The organism is Streptomyces spongiae (genome assembly GCF_009377185.1).
Taxonomy (GTDB): Bacteria; Actinomycetota; Actinomycetes; order Streptomycetales; family Streptomycetaceae; genus Streptomyces; species Streptomyces spongiae.
Genome location: NZ_VJZC01000176.1, coordinates 1 through 17,053 on the forward strand (window position 1 = coordinate 1; position 17,053 = coordinate 17,053).

The window sequence follows — 17,053 nt, forward strand, 5'->3', positions numbered from 1 at the left end:
TGTATAAGAGACAGCCCCGCCCCCGCAGGTAACGAGTCCGTTGCCTCGGGGGCGGTTCGCGTGGAGGGGCTTGACGGCCTCACTGGTCCGGACCTACCTTCCTCTCCAACCGATAGGAAACTTTCCTAACAATGGCCGAAACAGTGATTGACGGGCACCCCAACATGGACGCCCCGCCAGGTCACTGGGACGCTGATCAGCCGAGAGGCAGGTGTCGACACACATGGCAGGAACCGGATCCGGCAGCACGCCGGGCACCCCGCGCGTCCTGCGCGCCATGAACGACCGTGCCGCGCTGGACCTGCTCCTCCTCCACGGCCCCCTGTCCCGCACCCGGATCGGGAAGCTCACGGGACTGTCCAAGCCGACCGCCTCCCAGCTGCTGGCCCGGCTGGAGGCGGCGGGGCTCGTCCTCGTGACGGGCACCAGCGAGGGGCGGCCAGGACCCAGCGCCCAGCTGTACGCGGTCAACCCTGCCGCCGCGTTCGCCGCCGGGCTCGACGTCACCCCCGAGCGCATCCTCGCCGCCGTCGCCGACATCACCGGCCGCACGGTGGGCGAGCACGAGGTCCCCACTCCGGGACGGCGCTCGGGCCACACCGTCGTACGGCAGGTCACCGACGCCCTCGACGGGGCGGTCAAGGCCGCCGGGCTCGCCCAGGACGACGTCCACCGGCTCGTCATCGGCACCCCTGGCGCGTTCGACCCGGGCACGGGCCGGCTGCGCTACGCCTCCCACCTGCCCGGCTGGCACTCCCCCACCCTCCTGGACGAGCTCGCCGCCGCGCTGCCGATGCCGGTGGAGTACGAGAACGACGTCAACCTCGTCGCGATCGCCGAACAGCGGCTGGGCGCGGCGCAGGGCCACGACGACTTCGTCCTGCTGTGGAACGAGGGCGGTCTCGGTGCCGCGCTCGTCCTCGGCGGCCGGCTGCACCGCGGCTGGACGGGCGGCGCCGGCGAGGTCGGTTTCCTGCCGGTGCCGGGCGCGCCGCTGGTCCGTCAGGTGAGCAAGGCGGGCAGCGGGGGCTTCCAGGAGCTGGCCGGTTCGCAGGTCATCCCGCGACTGGCCCGCGAACTGGGCATCGAGGACGTCCCCGAGGGCCCGTACGCCGAGGTCGCCGCCGCTCTCGTGGCGCGGGCGGCGGACAGCGGTCCCGGATCCGGTGCCCACCGCCGGCTCCTGGAGACGTACGCGACCGGGCTGGCCACCGGTCTCGCCTCGCTCATCTCCGTGCTCGACCCCGAACTCGTCGTCCTCAGCGGCTCCGCGCTCACCTCGGGGGGCGAACCCCTCCGCGGTCTCGTCGAGGCCGAGCTGGCGGAACTGGCCGCCTCGCGGCCCCGGCTCGTGGTCGGCGACGTCACTGAACACCCTGTGCTGCGCGGCGCGCTGGAGCGCGCGCTCGCGACCACCCGCGACGAGGTCTTCGACACCTCGCGCTGATCCCCGCGCGGCCGTACACCTGTCCGTCCGCGCACCCCACCTCTGAACTCCCCTTCCTTCCCTACCCACTCCGCCCCTGCCCCTGCCCTAGGGAGACCCCGTCATGCCCGGAATGTCCCAGAGAGCGGCTGTCGCTCTCGCCGCCTCCGCCTCCCTCGCCCTCCTCGCGACCGCCTGCACCGGCCAGTCCTCCGCCGGCGGAAGCGACGACGCGTCCAAGGAGACGACCATCAACTTCTGGCACGGCTGGAGCGCGCCGGCCGAGCAGAAGCCCATCAAGGAACTGGTCAAGCGGTTCGAGAAGGCGCACCCCAACATCCACGTCAACGTCGTCGGCAACATGACCGACGACAAGGTCAACCAGGCCCTGCGCGCGGGCGGCGACAAGGCCCCCGACGTCGTCTCGTCGTTCACCACGAACAGCGTGGGCAAGTTCTGTTCGTCCGGGGCGTTCGTCGACCTGAACCCCTTCTTCAAGAAGGACGGCATCGACCCGGACACGACGTTCCCGAAGGCGATGAACGAGTACACCCAGTTCGACGGCAACCGCTGCACCGTGCCGCTGCTGGGCGACGCCTACGGCCTCTACTACAACAAGACCGCGTTCGACAAGGCCGGTATCAAGAGCCCGCCGAAGACCTGGTCCGAGTTCGCGGCCGACGCGAAGAAGCTGACCATCAAGAAGGGCGACTCGTTCTCGCAGCTCGGCGTGATGCCGAACTACCACGGCTGGGAGTTCACGACCGAGCACGTCTTCGCGCAGTGGTCGCCGACGTACTTCGACGCGAGCGGCAAGTCGAACGTCGCCAAGGACCCGAAGTTCGAGGAGGGCTTCAAGTTCCAGAAGAAGCTCGTCGACGAACTCGGCGGCTACAAGAAGCTGGAGAAGTACCGCTCCGGACTGGGTGACGAGTGGGGCCCGAAGCACCCGTTCCACACCGGCCAGGTGGCGATGCAGCTGGACGGCGAGTGGCGGCTCGGGATGGCGCTGGACGCCAAGCCGGACTTCGAGATCGGTGTCGCGCCGCTGCCCGTCCCGGACGACCAGGCCGACCAGTACGGCAAGGGCTACATCACCGGCACCATCGCCGGTATCCCCTCCACCAGCAAGAAGCAGAACGCGGCCTGGGAGCTGGTCAAGTACATGACCACGAACACGGACGCGGTGGTGGACTTCTCCAACGCCATCCACAACGTGCCCTCCACGCTCGCGGCGCTGAAGTCGCCGAAGCTGAAGTACGACCCGCGCTTCAAGACGTTCCTGGACATCGCCTCGAACCCGAACTCGCAGACCGCCCCGGCGTCCGTCAACGGCGGCGTGTACCTCAACACGATCCAGAAGCTCGGATACGACTACGAGAGCGGCAAGCTCACCGATCTGAAGGCCGGTCTGAAGAAGGCCGCTCAGCAGATCGACACGGACATCGCGCAGGCGAAGTAGTCCCATGGCCGCCACGACCGCGTACACGCTGCGCGCCAAGCGCAGGAAGGCGGCGTTCAGGACCGCCGCCTTCCTGTCGCCCTGGCTGATCGGTTTCGCCGTCTTCTTCGCCTATCCGCTGATCTCGACGATCTACTTCTCGTTCATGCACTACGACGGGTTCAGGCCGCCGGAGTTCAGCGGGGCGAAGAACTGGCTCTACGTCTTCAAGGACTATCCGTACTTCTGGCCCGCGATGCGCAACACCCTGTGGCTGGTCGTGGTGATGGTCAGTCTGCGGGTGCTGTTCGGGCTCGGCATCGGGATGCTGATCACCAAGATCAAGACGGGCACGGGTGTCTTCCGGACGCTGTTCTACCTGCCGTACCTCGCCCCGCCCGTGGCCGCCACGATGGCGTTCGCCTTCCTCCTCAACCCGGGTACGGGACCGGTCAACTCGATCCTGGAGGGCATCGGGATCCCGGCCCCGGCCTGGTTCAACGACCCCAACTGGTCCAAACCCGCGCTCACCCTGCTCGCCCTGTGGGGCGTCGGCGACCTCATGGTCATCTTCATGGCCGCGCTGCTCGACGTCCCCAAGGAGCAGTACGAGGCCGCCGCGCTGGACGGCACGTCGGCCTGGCAGCGGTTCCGGTACGTGACGCTGCCGAACATCTCGCCGATCGTGATGTTCGCGGTGGTCACCGGCGTGATCCAGACCATGCAGTACTACGCGCAACCGCTGATCGCCGGGAAGGTCGCCTCGGGTGTCATCCAGGGCGCCGGCACCAACTTCGAGCCGGGCTACCCGGAGAACTCGACCTGGACGCTCCCTCAGGTCGTCTACAACCTCGGCTTCCAGCGCTTCGACTACGGCTCCGCCTGTGTGGTCGCGCTCGTGCTGTTCGCACTCTCCATGGCGTTCACGGCGCTGCTGATGCGGCGCCGCGGCGGGCTCATCCAGGCAGGTGACTGACCATGACCCAAGTACTGGACAAGCCGGTGCGGACCGCCCCCGCAGCGCCGGACGGCGCCGCCGAGCGCACCGCCCGGCGGAAGGCCCTCCTGGAGTGGGTCGCGATCCACTCCCTCGGCGTGGCCGCCGCGCTCTTCTTCGTCCTGCCCTTCGTGTTCGTGTTCCTGACCTCGCTGATGAGCGACACCCAGGCACTCAGCCGCGATCTGATCCCGCACACCTGGGAGTGGGGCAACTACCGGAAGGTGTTCGACACACCGGGCTTTCTGACCTGGTGGAAGAACACGCTGTTCTACGCGGGACTGGGCACCGTCCTCACGGTCGTGTCGTCCATCCCGGTGGCGTACGCCCTCGCCAAGTTCCGCTTCCGCGGCAGGAATCTGGCGATGATGCTGGTCATCTCGATGATGATGCTGCCGCCCCAGGTCATCATCATCCCGATGTACCTGTTCTGGGCGAAGCAGTTGGACCTGTCGGGCACGCTGTGGCCGCTGATCATCCCGATGGCGTTCGGTGACGCGTTCTCCATCTTCCTGCTGCGGCAGTTCCTGATGACCATCCCGAACGAGTACCTGGACGCGGCGCGCGTCGACGGCTGCGGTGATCTGCGGACGCTGCTGAAGGTCGTCCTGCCGATGGCGCGGCCCGGGATAGCGGCCGTCGCCCTCTTCCAGTTCTTCTACGCCTGGAACGACTACTTCGGTCCGCAGATCTACGCGTCCGAGAACGCCGGTGCCTGGACCCTGAGTTACGGCCTGGAGTCGTTCAAGGGCATGCACCACACCGACTGGAACCTGACCATGGCCGCGACCGTTCTGGTCATGGCCCCGGTGATCCTCGTGTTCTTCTTCGCCCAGAAGGCGTTCGTCGAGGGCGTCACCCTGACCGGAGTAAAGGGTTGATACTGCTATGAAGCTCACCGTGGTCGGCGGAGGGTCGACCTACACCCCCGAACTCATCGACGGGTTCGCCCGCCTCAGGGACACGCTGCCGATCGAGGAGCTGGTCCTCGTCGACCCGGCGGCCGACCGGCTGGAGCTGGTCGGCGGCCTTGCCCGGCGCATCTTCGCGCGGCAGGGACACGACGGCCGGATCGTCACGACGAGCGACCTGGACAAGGGCGTCGACGGCGCCGACGCCGTGCTGCTCCAGCTCCGCGTCGGCGGCCAGGCGGCCCGGCAGCAGGACGAGACCTGGCCGCTGGAGTGCGGCTGCGTCGGGCAGGAGACGACGGGCGCGGGCGGCCTCGCCAAGGCGCTGCGCACGGTGCCGGTGGTGCTGGACGTCGCCGAACGGGTCCGGCGCACCAACCCGGACGCGTGGATCATCGACTTCACCAACCCGGTGGGCATCGTGACCCGGGCCCTGCTCCAGGCCGGCCACAAGGCGGTCGGACTGTGCAACGTGGCGATCGGTTTCCAGCGGAAGTTCGCGGGTCTGCTCGGGGTGGCCCCGGCCGAGGTGCACCTGGACCACGTGGGCCTCAACCACCTCACCTGGGAGACCGGCGTGCGGCTCGGTGGCCCCGAGGGCGAGGACATCCTGCCCAAGCTGCTCGCCGAGCACGGTGACGCCGTCGCGGCCGACCTGCGCCTGCCGCGCCCGGTCATCGACCGCCTCGGCGTGGTGCCCTCGTACTACCTGCGCTACTACTACGCGCACGACGAGGTGGTGCGGGAGCTGCGCACGAAGCCGTCGCGGGCCGCCGAAGTGGCGGAGATGGAGCGGCGGTTGCTGGAGATGTACGCCGACCCGGCGCTGGACGAGAAGCCGGAGCTGCTCGCCAAGCGGGGCGGGGCGTACTACTCGGAGGCCGCGGTGGACCTGGCGGCGGCGCTGCTGGGCAGCTCGGGCAGTCCGTTCCAGGTGGTGAACACGTACAACCGGGGCACGCTGCCCTTCCTGCCGGACGACGCGGTGATCGAGGTGCAGGCGGCGGTCGGCCCGCGCGGCACGTCCCCGCTGCCGGTGGCGCCCGTGGACCCGCTGTACGCGGGGCTGATGGCGAACGTGACGGCGTACGAGGACCTGGCGCTCGAAGCCGCCCTGCGCGGTGGCCGCGAGCGGGTCTTCCGGGCGCTGCTCGCGCACCCGCTGATCGGGCAGTACGCGTACGCCGAGACCCTCACCGACCAGCTGATCGCACACAACCGGGAGCACCTCGCGTGGGCGTGACCTCGGCGGGAGCCGCGCCCGGGCCCGGCGTCGACGGCACGGCGCCGGGCCCGGGCAGAACCGGCCTCGTACTCGCGATCGACGCCGGCAACAGCAAGACCGACGTGGCGGTGATCGCGGCCGACGGCGAGGTCGTCGGCACGGGGCGCAGCGCGGGGTTCCAGCCTCCGACGGTGGGGGTCGAGGCGGCGGTGGACGGACTGGCCGGCGCCGTGCGGCAGGCCTTCGCCGCCGCGGGCGTCACCTCCGTCACTCACGTCTCGGCCTGCCTGGCGAACGCCGACTTCCCGGTGGAGGAGGAGCAGTTGGGCGCCGCCCTGCACGCGCGCGCGTGGGGGGCGACCGTGGACGTGCACAACGACACCTTCGCGATCCTCAGGTCCGGGATCGCCGAGCCGCGCGGGGTGGCCGTCGTCTGCGGGGCGGGCATCAACTGTGTGGGCATGCGCCCGGACGGCCGCACCGCCCGCTTCCCGGCGCTCGGCCGTATCTCCGGTGACTGGGGCGGCGGCTGGGGCCTGGCCGAGGAGGCCCTGTGGCACGCGGCCCGGGCGGAGGACGGCCGGGGCGAGCCTACGGAGCTCGCCCGCACGCTGCCGGCCCACTTCGGGTTCGACTCCATGTACGCGCTCATCGAGGCACTGCACCTGGAGCACGTGGAGCAGGCGCGCCGGCACGAGCTGACGCCGGTGCTGTTCGCCACGGCGCTGGACGGCGATCCGGTGGCCCGCGCGCTGGTGGACCGGCTGGCGGAGGAGGTGGTCACCATGGCCGCGGTCGCCCTGACCCGCCTGGACCTCCTCGGCGAGGAGACCCCCGTCCTCCTCGGCGGCGGGGTTCTGGCGGCCCGTCATCCCCAGCTGGACACCCGCGTCCGCGACCTGCTGAGCGCCCGCGCCCCCAAGGCGGTCGCCCAGGTCGTCACGGCCCGGCCGGTGCTGGGCGCGGCCCTGCTCGGCCTCGACCGTGTGGGTGCCCGGGACGAGGTGCACGCGCGCGTGAGGGCGTATTACGAGGCGGACTGAACGCCCCTGGTGGGCGCCCCCCGAGGCATCCCCCGAAAGTGTCCGATCCCGGTGGGAACCGAACCGAACCCGATGGCGTATTCATGGGCGGGGGGTGGTGCGGGAAACCTCTCGCGGTGCGAGGAACGCGGCATCGGGGCCGCAATCCGAACAAGATCCAGTAAAGACCTGTTCGGATGTCAGTCCCGGCGGCGATACTTGCGGCCGTGCACCTCCGTTCACGGTGCGGTTCACCGGGCGGAGGTGACCGACGGATGACCATGGGGGAGGTCAAGTGACGTACACGTCGAAGGGGAGCGCGGCGCCACCGGGCCAGGGGGCGCCCACGGCCCTGGCCGTGCCGCCGCAGGCCGCGCGTCCGGCTCCGCCCGCGGCCTCCGGCCCGCCGGAGGCCGGCCCACCGCGCCGCACGGCGTTCATGGAGGGCGTCGACGAACTGCGTGCGTCCGCGACGACCGAACCGGGCCGGCTGCGGATCATCGGGGCGGCGCTGGCCCTCCTGGTCGTCGCGTTCGGTGCCGTCACCGCGTGGCAGATGTCGGACCGCTCGGCCGCCGCCGACGACGTGCTCCACAGCAGCCAGCCCCTGAGCGCCGCCGCGGCCGACGTCTACCGCGCCCTCGCCGACGCCAACACGGCGGCCTCCAGCGGCTTCCTCGCCGGCGGCCAGGAGACCCCCGCCTCCCGCACCCGGTACGAGAAGGACATCAGGGACGCCGCCGACGGTCTGGCGGGTGCCGCGACCGCCTCCGACCCGGGCTCCTCGTCCGCGAGGACCATCGCCGAGCTCAACAAGCTGCTGCCCGAGTACAAGGGCCTGGTCGAGCGGGCCCGCGCGAACAACCGCCAGGGCTACCCGCTGGGCGGGGCCTATCTGCGGTACGCGAACCAGAAGATGCAGGAGGAGATGCTCCCCAGGGCCGAGCGTCTCTACAAGAACGAGAACCGGCGCCTGAGCGACGACTACGACAGCGCGGTCGTCTACCCGTGGGCCGCGATCGGCCTCGGCGTCCTCACCCTCGGCACACTCGTATGGGCCCAGCGCCGCAACTACCACCGTACGAACCGGGTGCTGAACCGCGGCCTGGTCGCCGCCTCCGCCGCCTCCACCGTCGTCCTGCTGTGGCTCGTCGTCGGCCACGCCGTCGCCCGCTCGGAGCTCCTCGCCTCGTACAACGACGGCGTGGTCTCGGTGAACGTGCTGAACGACGCCCGGATCGCCTCCCTCAAGGCCCGCGGCAACGAGAACCTGACGCTGGTCAGCCGGGGCGCGGAGACCACGGAGAGCGGCGACGACAAGTTCGACAGCGACTTCAAGGGCGACATGAAGGAGCTCTCGACGAGCCTGGCGAAGGCCGAGGACATCGCCGACGACTCCTCGGGCGAGCGGCCGGTGAAGGCCGCCACGGGCAACATGAAGGTCTGGCTCGAACGCCACCAGGAGGCCCGCGAGGCCGACAACGACGGCGACTACCAGGCCGCCCTGAGCAAGGTCATCGGCTCCGAGGACGACAAGCCGACCTGGGAATGCTTCGACAGCGTCGTGAAGAACCTGGAGAAGGCGCTCGGGCACGAGCAGAACGAGTTCAAGCTGGCCGCCAGTAGCGGCAGGGACGCGCTGAGCGGGCTCCCCGTGGGCGCCGCCCTGCTCGCCGTGCTGGGCGCGTCGGGCGCCGTGCTCGGTATCGGTCGCAGGCTGTCGGAGTACCGGTGACGGGGGCAGGGGAAGGAGGCGCGGTGATGAGTGCGGCACGACGTCTGAAGGCCAGTCTGAAGGGCTGGGGCGGAGTGGGCGCGATGGGCGTCGCCTGCGCCCTCACCGCGACCTTCGCGCTGCTGCCGCTGCGTGACGCGCCCCTGGACGGCGCGGCCACCGGCGGTCAGGGCATGTCCCGGGGCATGTACGCCAACGCGGACGACTGCGAGGACGCCGACGCCTGGAAGCAGAGCCTCGGGCCGTCCTCCGACGAGGGCGGCAAGACGGTCGCGGCCATCAAGAAGCGCGGCTACCTGGTCGTCGGCGTCGACCAGAACAGCTACCGCTGGGGCTACCGCGATCCGAACAGCGAGAGCGACAGCGCCGACCTCGAGGGCTTCGACATCGACCTGGCGCACCGCATCGCCGACGAGATCGTCGGCGGCGACCCGAAGGACAACATCCGCTTCAAGGCCGTTCCCACCAACCAGCGCATTCCGGCGATCCAGAATGGGCAGGTGGACATGGTGGTCCGCACCATGACGATCAGCTGCAAGCGCCTGAAGGACGTCGCCTTCTCCGCGCCCTACTTCACGACCGGCCAGCAGGTGCTCGCGCCCAAGTCCTCGACGATCGACGGCTACGACGGCTCGCTGGCGAAGAAGAGGATCTGCACGGCGACCGGTTCCACCGCGTGGGAGAGGCTGGACGCCGACAAGGAGAGTGGCGACCTCGTCTCCTCCGCCGACATATCCACCACCGTCCCCAACCAACTCGACTGCCTGGTACGGCTCCAGCTAGGCGAGGTCGACGCCGTCGTCACGGACGGCGCGCTCGCCGCGAGCCAGGCCGCACAGGACCCGACGGTCGCACTCAAGGGCAAGCCCTTCACGACCGAGTACTACGGCGTGGCAATGAAGAAGGACGCGGAGGATCTGGTACGCCGGGTCAACCAGGTCCTGGAGGACTACCGCGACAGCGGCTGGCAGCAGTCGTACGACAAGTGGCTCGCCCCCACCCTCGGGAAGGACCCGGCGAAGTCGCGGCCGCCGACGCCCGACTACAGGTGACCGGCCACGAACAGACCGGGCACGAACAGACCGACCACGAACAGGTCCGACAAGAGCGAGAGGTGATCGATGGGCGTCGCCGGATCCACCGGGCCGGTGATGGACCGGGACGAGGTGGACCGTGCGCTGGCCCGGCTCGGCGCGGAACACGAGGCGATCGAGACCTCGCTCCTCGCCTTGCAGGACCACGCGGGCCGCAGACTCCTCGAAGGCGCCGAGCTCACGGGCAGCACCCAGGAGCGCTGGACGGCCGCCGAGGCGTCGATCACGCTGCTGTGGGCGTACTTCGACGCGTACACGGACGCCCTGCGCTCCGCCCGCGAGATCCGCTCCCGCCGCCGCTGGTCGAGCCGCGAGGACCTGGTCGAGCTGACCGAGCTGCTGCGCGGCCGGAGCGTCACGGTCGCGGGCAGCGCCACGGCGACGGCCAACGTGCCGACGCTGTCCGGCGCGGGCAAGCTGAGCGAGCAGTTCACGCTGGCCGAACTCGTCGAGCGGATGAACGAGTTGTACGCGACCTCGCTGGACATGGTGGTCGCCGCCGACGCCGTCTGGTCGGCGCTGCCCGCGCGGATCGATCTGCTGGCCGCCGAGTTGCAGCGCACCCGCCAGCTCGCGCACTCCGTGGGCGTACGCCCCGGCGAGCACCCGGCGGGCGACGACCTGGAGCGGATCACCCGCACCCTGACCTCCCTGCGCGAGCGGGTGGTGTCCGACCCGCTGGCGTACTGGGTGCGCGCGCAGGGCAGTTCGGCGCCCGGCGGCGGCCGCCCGGACACCTCGACGTACGACCGTGAGGCCCGGGCGCTGGAGGACGTGCGGCGGGAGATCGACGCCGTGCTGACGGTCCGCCAGGACGCGGAGGCGCGGCTGGTGAAGCTCCGGGACGTGCTCAGCCGCGCGGACCGTACGCTCGCCGAGGCACGCAGCGCGCGCGGTGAGGTGCTCGCGAAGATCGCCGCGACGGAGGTGCCCGTGGTCAGCGGCCCGCCGACCGTGCTGCAGGAGCAGCTCGCGGCGGCCGCCGAGTACCGCAGACACGCCCAGTGGCACCGCCTGTCCCCGCTCCTGGAGTCCCTGGAGCAGAAGGCGGAGGACGAACTCCTGCGGGCCCGCGAGTCGTTGACCGCGGTCACCGCTCCCCTGGCGGTCCGTGCCGAGCTGCGGGGCCGCCTCGACGCGTACAAGGCGAAGGTCGCTCGGCACGGCCTGGCGGAGGACCCGTTCCTCATCGAGCGGTACGACGCGGCGCGCCGCATGCTGTGGAGCGCGCCCTGCGACCTGCGCGTCGCCGAACAGGCGGTGCTCCGCTACCAGCACGCGGCCGCGGAGCTGCTGAGCACGGGTGTGCCGGGGCAGAGCGGGGCAGGTCAGCCACAGGACCGGAGGGGGCCGGGCGCGTGAGCGACAGAGGTGATGCGGTATGAGTGGTGCGGTATGAGTGATGCGCTATGAGTGAGCAGCAGGCGTGCCAGCGGCCCGACTGCGAGGGCTCGTACGAGGACATGGGCGGCGGCGAGCTGTACTGCGACACGTGCGGTCTGGCGCCGGTCGTCTCGTCGAACGGCATGGTGAGTTCTCCGGCCACGGGGATCACCGCCGGCGGCAAGGGGGCCCGCGGATCGAGCGAAGCGAGATGGGGGTCCCCCCGGCCGGAGGCTGGGGGAGGGTCGGGCCGGTCCAGCGGGTCGAGCAGCAGCTCCCGCGCCAGTTCCCGGACGTCCTCGCGGTCCTCGCAGTCCCGGCGCTCGGTCTCCGGCCGGCTCTCGCGCTCGCTGTCGGGGAAGTCGACGGGCCGCTCGGTGTCGGTGCGCAGTTCCGGTTCGTCCACCGGTTCCTCCGGGCGAGCCCGCCTGGGCGCCGGTCTGGTGCAGGTGCCGCAGGTGCCGAAGCCCGACCCGCGCGCGATGGTGCTGGAGAACCCCGAGGTGCCCGAGCGCAAGCGGTTCTGCTCGCGTTCCGACTGCGGGGCGCCGGTGGGGCGGTCGCGCGGCGAGCGGCCGGGGCGCGTGGAGGGCTTCTGCACCAAGTGCGGCCACCCCTACTCGTTCGTCCCGAAGCTGAAGGCCGGCGACATCGTGCACGGCCAGTACGAGGTCGCGGGCTGCCTCGCGCACGGCGGTCTCGGCTGGATATACCTGGCCGTGGACCGTGCCGTGTCGGACCGTTGGGTCGTGCTGAAGGGTCTGCTGGACACCGGGGACCAGGACGCGATGGCCGCCGCGATCTCCGAGCGCCGCTTCCTCGCCGAGATCGAGCACGCCAACATCGTCCGTATCTACAACTTCGTCGAGCACCTCGACCAGCGCACCGGCTCGCTGGACGGGTACATCGTCATGGAGTACGTCGGCGGAAAGTCGCTGAAGGAGATCGCCAACGGCCGCCGCACCCCCTCCGGGAAGCGCGACCCGCTGCCGGTCGAGCAGGCGTGCGCGTACGGCATCGAGGCGCTGGAGGCCCTCGGCCATCTGCACAGCCGCAACCTGCTGTACTGCGACTTCAAGGTCGACAACGCGATCCAGAGCGAGGACGAGCTCAAGCTGATCGACATGGGCGCGGTGCGCAGGATGGACGACGACGAGTCGGCCATCTACGGCACGGTCGGCTACCAGGCGCCGGAGGTCGCGGACGTGGGGCCCTCCGTGGCCTCGGACCTGTACACGGTCGCCCGCACACTCGCCGTCCTCACGTTCGACTTCCAGGGCTACACGAACGTGTTCGTGGACTCGCTGCCCGACCCGGACCACATCGAGGTCTTCCGCCAGTACGAGTCGTTCTACCGGCTCCTGGTGCGCGCCACCGACCCCGACCCGGCCCGCCGGTTCGCCTCCGCGCAGGAGATGGCGGAGCAGCTCACGGGCGTGCTGCGTGAGGTCGTGTCCGTGCAGACGGGGCGGGCGCGGCCGGCGTTGTCCACGCTGTTCGGGCCCGAGATCAAGGTCACGGACACGGAGTTGTTCGGCGAGCTGGACGGGGACGTGTCGCGGCTGGGGGTGCGGGTCGCTCCGGTGCGCGGGAAGAAGGTCACCGTCGCGGGGGCGGCCACCCCCGGCTCGCAGCCTCTCCCGCTGCCGCCCCCGAGCGCCGCGACCACCCTGGTCAAGTCGCTGGACACGGCGGCCGCGTCGCTCGCGCTGCCCGTCCCCCGGGTCGATCCCGGTGACCCCAACGCCGGGTTCCTCGCCGGGCTCATCGCCTCGGCGCCCGGGGAGCTGATCACCGCGCTGCACGCGGCGCCCACCGGCTCGCTGGAGCTGCGGCTGCGGGAGTTGCGGGCCCGGCTGGAGATGGGCGAGTTCGCCAGTGCGGTCGGGACGTTGGACGCCCTGGAGCGGGACCACCCGGACGACTGGCGGGTGGTCTGGTACCGGGGCGTGGCGGCGCTGGCGACCGGTGACCACGAGAGCGCGGCGCTGGCGTTCGACGCCATCTACGACGCGTTCCCCGGTGAGCCCGCGCCGAAGCTGGCCCTCGGCCTGTGCGCGGAGGTCCTCGGGCAGCTGGACAACGCGGCCGAGTACTACCGCCTGGTCTGGTCGACCGACCCCAGCTATGTGAGCAGCGCGTTCGGGCTCGCCCGGGTGCAGCTCGCGGCCGGCGACCGGAGCACCGCCGTGCAGACGCTGGAGTCCGTCCCCGAGGCGTCGATCCACTACACGGCGGCCCGTGTCGCCGCCGTACGGGCGCGTCTGCGTCAACGTGCGGCCGAGACCAGCGGATCGCCGCTCATCGACGACCTCACCGCGGCCGCGGGCCAGGTGGAGGCCCTCGGCGGGTACGGTCTGGACGCGGTGCGCCGCGAGCAGTTGTCCACAGAGGTCCTCGGCTGCGCGCTGGACTGGGTACTCTCCGGTAGCCAGGGTTCAGCACCACCGACGGGCGGCGTGCTGCTCGGCAGCGCGCTGGACGAGCGCGGCCTCCGCTTCGGCCTGGAGCGCTCGTACCGCACGCTGGCCCGGCTCGCGCAGGGCGGCGAGGAAAGGATCGACCTGGTGGAACGTGCCAACCGTTACCGCCCCCGGACGTGGGTGTAGTTGATGTCCCAGATGCCCCAACTGGCCGCCTGCCCGCACTGCGAGTGGCCACTCGAATCGGGTGACCGCTTCTGCGGTGCGTGCGGGTACGACCTGTCGGTGGTCCCCGCGCCACCGCAGGACACCCCGACGATCACCATGAACGGGACGGCACCGCCCCCGCCGCGCGCGGACGCTCCGGTGGACTGGCCGGTCGCCCCGGAGGCCGGCAGCTCCGGCGCCCCGGCACCGGTGCATCTGCCCAGCGACATCCGGGGTACGGACTCGGGCGGTTCCGAACTGCACGCTCCCCTCGGAGGCGCACCAGATGTCCAAGGACCGCAGTTGAGTGCGGGAGCGCCGCAGGGCGAGGGGCGGTCGCCGGGTGGGGCCGAGCGTTCGGCGCGGGGGGTACGGTTCGACCGGCCCACCGAGTCCGCCTCGACCGCCCCGTCCTCGTCGCCCTCCTCGCCCTCGCCCTCGTCCGAGGCAGCGGCGGCGGCGGCGGCCGCGGAGGACTACCACCTGGCAGCGCCCCGGCCCGTCGACCCCCGTACCGCGGACCTCTCGACGCCTCCCGCCGGCACCAAGACCTGTGTGGCGTGCCGCGCGGGCCAGGTCGACCGGGACGGCTACTGCGAGAACTGCGGGCATGCCCAGCCCCGCGAACGCGACCACATGGAGCAGGAGTTGGGCGCCGTGGCCGCGGTCAGCGACCGGGGACTGCGCCACCACCGCAACGAGGACGCGTTCGCGGTGTCCTCCACCGCCCTGCCCGACGGTTCGCCCGCGGTCGTCGCGATCGTGTGCGACGGTGTGTCGTCCGCGACCCGCCCCGACGATGCCTCGCTCGCCGCGTCCCGGGCCGCGGGCGAGTCCCTGCTGGAGACGCTGCCGCGCGGCACGCACCCGCAGCAGGCCATGCACGACGCGATCGTCGCCGCCTCGAACGCCGTCAACTCCCTGGCCGAGGAGCCCGAGACGGCCCAGGAGCACGCCCCGCACCAGAACGCGCCCGCGTGCACGCTGGTCGGCGCCGTCGTCACCTCCACCCTGCTGATCGTGGGCTGGGTCGGCGACAGCCGCGCCTACTGGGTCCCCGCGGACCGCAGCTCACCCCCGGCCCGGCTGACCGAGGACGACTCGTGGGCCGCGCAGATGGTGGCCGCGGGGCTGATGAGCGAGGCCGAGGCGTACGCCGACCACCGGGCCCACGCCATCACGGGCTGGCTCGGTGCGGACGCGTACGAACTGGAGCCGCACACCGCTTCCTTCAAACCGGACCGGCCGGGTGTAGTGGTGGTGTGCACCGACGGGCTGTGGAACTACGCGGAGGCGGCCGAGGAGATGGCCGAGGTCATCCCCCTCGACGCCGCGCTTCGTCCGCTGCACGCCGCCCGGGTGCTGGTGGGCCACGCCCTCGACGGCGGGGGCCACGACAACGTAACAGTGGCGGTCCTCCCGTTCCCGGCCCCGCCCCAGGGGGCAGGATCGGCCTGAGGGCGCCGACGCGCGCGGGCGCCCTCACGGCCGTGTGGGAACGGCCGGGGTACCGCCGATCGACGGGGTCGGCCGACGGAAGCCGATCGACGGGGTCGGCCGACGGACCGGAGGGGACCGGTCCGTTCACACAGGCACAGTCATCGCCCCACGCCTCGTGGGGGCCTTCAGGGGGAGCGAAAAGCGCATGGCCAATTTCTCGAAGTCGAACGTGCCGCAGTTCTCGGTGGACGTGTACCAGAACGAGTACCTGTCGGAGGGCGGCCGCGAGGTCAACGCCATCGTGACGGTGAGCTCGACCGGCGGAGGCACCGTCGGCAGCGCCGTGGCCGCCCCGCACCTGTACTCGCCGGGGCAGGGCCCCTCCGCGGCCGTGGCGATCATGGTCGACTGCTCGGGCTCGATGGACTACCCGCCGACGAAGATGCGCGGGGCACGGGACGCCACGGCCGCCGCGATCGACGCGCTGCGCGACGGTACGCACTTCGCGGTGATCGGCGGCACGCACGTCGCCAAGGAGGTCTACCCCGGCGGCGACCGGCTCGCGATCGCCGACGCCACCACCCGCGACCAGGCCAAGCAGGCCCTGCGCAAGCTGAGCGCGGGTGGCGGCACCGCGATCGGCACCTGGCTGAAGCTCGCCGACCGGCTGCTCGCCTCGGCGGACGTCGCCATCCGGCACGGCATCCTGCTCACCGACGGCCGCAACGAGCACGAGTCCCCGGAGGACCTGCGCGCCGCCCTCGACGCGTGTGCCGGGCGCTTCACCTGTGACGCGAGGGGCGTGGGCACCGACTGGGAGGTGAAGGAGGTCACAGGGATCGCGTCCGCGCTGCTCGGCACCGCGGACATCGTCGCCGACCCGGCGCACCTCGCCGCCGACTTCACACAGATGATGGAGACGGCCATGGGCAAGGAGGTCGCGGACGTGGCGCTGCGGCTGTGGACACCCCTGGGCACCGAGATCAAGTTCGTGAAGCAGGTGGCACCGACGGTCGAGGAGCTGACCGGGCGCCGCACCGAGGCGGGCCCGCGCGCCGGGGACTACCCGACCGGTTCGTGGGGCGACGAGTCGCGCGACTACCACGTGTGCGTGGAGGTGCCCGCCGCCGCACTCGGCCGGGAGATGCTGGCCGCCCGCGTCTCGCTGGTGATCCCGCAGCCCGACGGGACCGCGCAGAACCTGGGCGCGCAGGGTCTCGTACGGGCCGTGTGGACGGACGACATGGTGGCCTCGACCTCCATCAACCCCCAGGTCGCGCACTACACGGGCCAGGCCGAACTGGCACAAGTCATCCAGCAAGGACTGGATGCCCGCAAATCGGGGGATGTCGACGGAGCAACGGCGAAGCTGGGCCGGGCCGTTCAGCTCGCGAGGGAGTCGGGGAACGCCGATACTGCGAAACTGCTTGCGAAGGTGGTGGACGTCGTCGACGCCGCGGCAGGTACTGTGCGACTGAAGGCGAAGGTCGAGGAGGCCGACGAGATGACTCTCGAGACACGGTCCACCAAGACTGTTCGTGTAAAGAAGTAGCGAGGCCGACCCCGCCCCGGGGATCGGACAAAACCGGTCACACTGGCCCACGGTGGCCGAGAAACCCGGCCCGGACGGCCGGAAAGGAAAGGGGGACGCGCCGACATGCCGACCTGCCCGAACGGACACCAGTCGGGTTCCGACGACTGGTGCGAGGTCTGCGGTCACCGCATGGCCGGTGCCGTGCCCCCGCCCCC

12 protein-coding genes are annotated in these 17,053 nt (G+C 71.2%); all 12 read left to right on the forward strand.

Annotation, left to right across the window (positions count from 1 at the left end):
• Window positions 1-223 precede the first annotated feature (223 nt).
• Window positions 224-1,447, forward strand: coding sequence for an ROK family transcriptional regulator (locus tag FNH08_RS23195; RefSeq protein WP_152773466.1), 1,224 nt, complete (start codon window positions 224-226; stop codon window positions 1,445-1,447).
• A 103-nt stretch (window positions 1,448-1,550) separates the two neighbouring features.
• On the forward strand, window positions 1,551-2,888 hold the full coding sequence (locus tag FNH08_RS23200; protein ID WP_152773467.1) for an ABC transporter substrate-binding protein: 1,338 nt from the start codon (window positions 1,551-1,553) through the stop codon (window positions 2,886-2,888).
• 4 nt (window positions 2,889-2,892) lie between these two features.
• On the forward strand, window positions 2,893-3,843 hold the full coding sequence (locus FNH08_RS23205; protein ID WP_152773468.1) for a carbohydrate ABC transporter permease: 951 nt from the start codon (window positions 2,893-2,895) through the stop codon (window positions 3,841-3,843).
• A gap of 2 nt (window positions 3,844-3,845) precedes the next feature.
• On the forward strand, window positions 3,846-4,745 hold the full coding sequence (locus tag FNH08_RS23210; protein ID WP_152773469.1) for a carbohydrate ABC transporter permease: 900 nt from the start codon (window positions 3,846-3,848) through the stop codon (window positions 4,743-4,745).
• 7 nt (window positions 4,746-4,752) lie between these two features.
• Window positions 4,753-6,018: a 6-phospho-beta-glucosidase gene (locus tag FNH08_RS23215; protein ID WP_152773470.1), complete on the forward strand. Its 1,266-nt coding sequence runs from the start codon at window positions 4,753-4,755 to the stop codon at window positions 6,016-6,018.
• Window positions 6,019-6,095: 77 nt separating this feature from the next.
• A complete protein-coding gene (locus tag FNH08_RS23220) occupies window positions 6,096-7,043 on the forward strand; it encodes an N-acetylglucosamine kinase (RefSeq protein ID WP_322725175.1) in 948 nt (315 codons plus the stop codon).
• Window positions 7,044-7,317: 274 nt separating this feature from the next.
• Window positions 7,318-8,757, forward strand: a complete 1,440-nt coding sequence (locus FNH08_RS23225; RefSeq protein WP_322725172.1) for a hypothetical protein — start codon at window positions 7,318-7,320, stop codon at window positions 8,755-8,757.
• Between the two features lie 26 nt (window positions 8,758-8,783).
• Complete coding sequence (locus FNH08_RS23230; RefSeq protein ID WP_152773471.1) at window positions 8,784-9,809, forward strand: glutamate ABC transporter substrate-binding protein; 1,026 nt, start codon at window positions 8,784-8,786, stop codon at window positions 9,807-9,809.
• Between the two features lie 69 nt (window positions 9,810-9,878).
• The gene (locus FNH08_RS23235; protein WP_152773472.1) at window positions 9,879-11,213 is read left to right on the forward strand and encodes a coiled-coil domain-containing protein; all 1,335 of its coding nucleotides are present in this window, start codon (window positions 9,879-9,881) and stop codon (window positions 11,211-11,213) included.
• A 47-nt stretch (window positions 11,214-11,260) separates the two neighbouring features.
• Entirely contained in the window at window positions 11,261-13,843 is a 2,583-nt protein-coding gene (locus FNH08_RS23240; RefSeq protein WP_152773473.1) for a serine/threonine-protein kinase, read from the forward strand.
• A 3-nt stretch (window positions 13,844-13,846) separates the two neighbouring features.
• Window positions 13,847-15,322, forward strand: coding sequence for a PP2C family serine/threonine-protein phosphatase (locus tag FNH08_RS23245; RefSeq protein WP_407704433.1), 1,476 nt, complete (start codon window positions 13,847-13,849; stop codon window positions 15,320-15,322).
• A gap of 187 nt (window positions 15,323-15,509) precedes the next feature.
• Window positions 15,510-16,856 carry a vWA domain-containing protein gene (locus FNH08_RS23250; protein WP_152773475.1) on the forward strand — a complete coding sequence of 449 codons (1,347 nt, stop codon included), beginning with the start codon at window positions 15,510-15,512 and terminating at the stop codon, window positions 16,854-16,856.
• The last annotated feature ends 197 nt before the right edge of the window (window positions 16,857-17,053 follow it).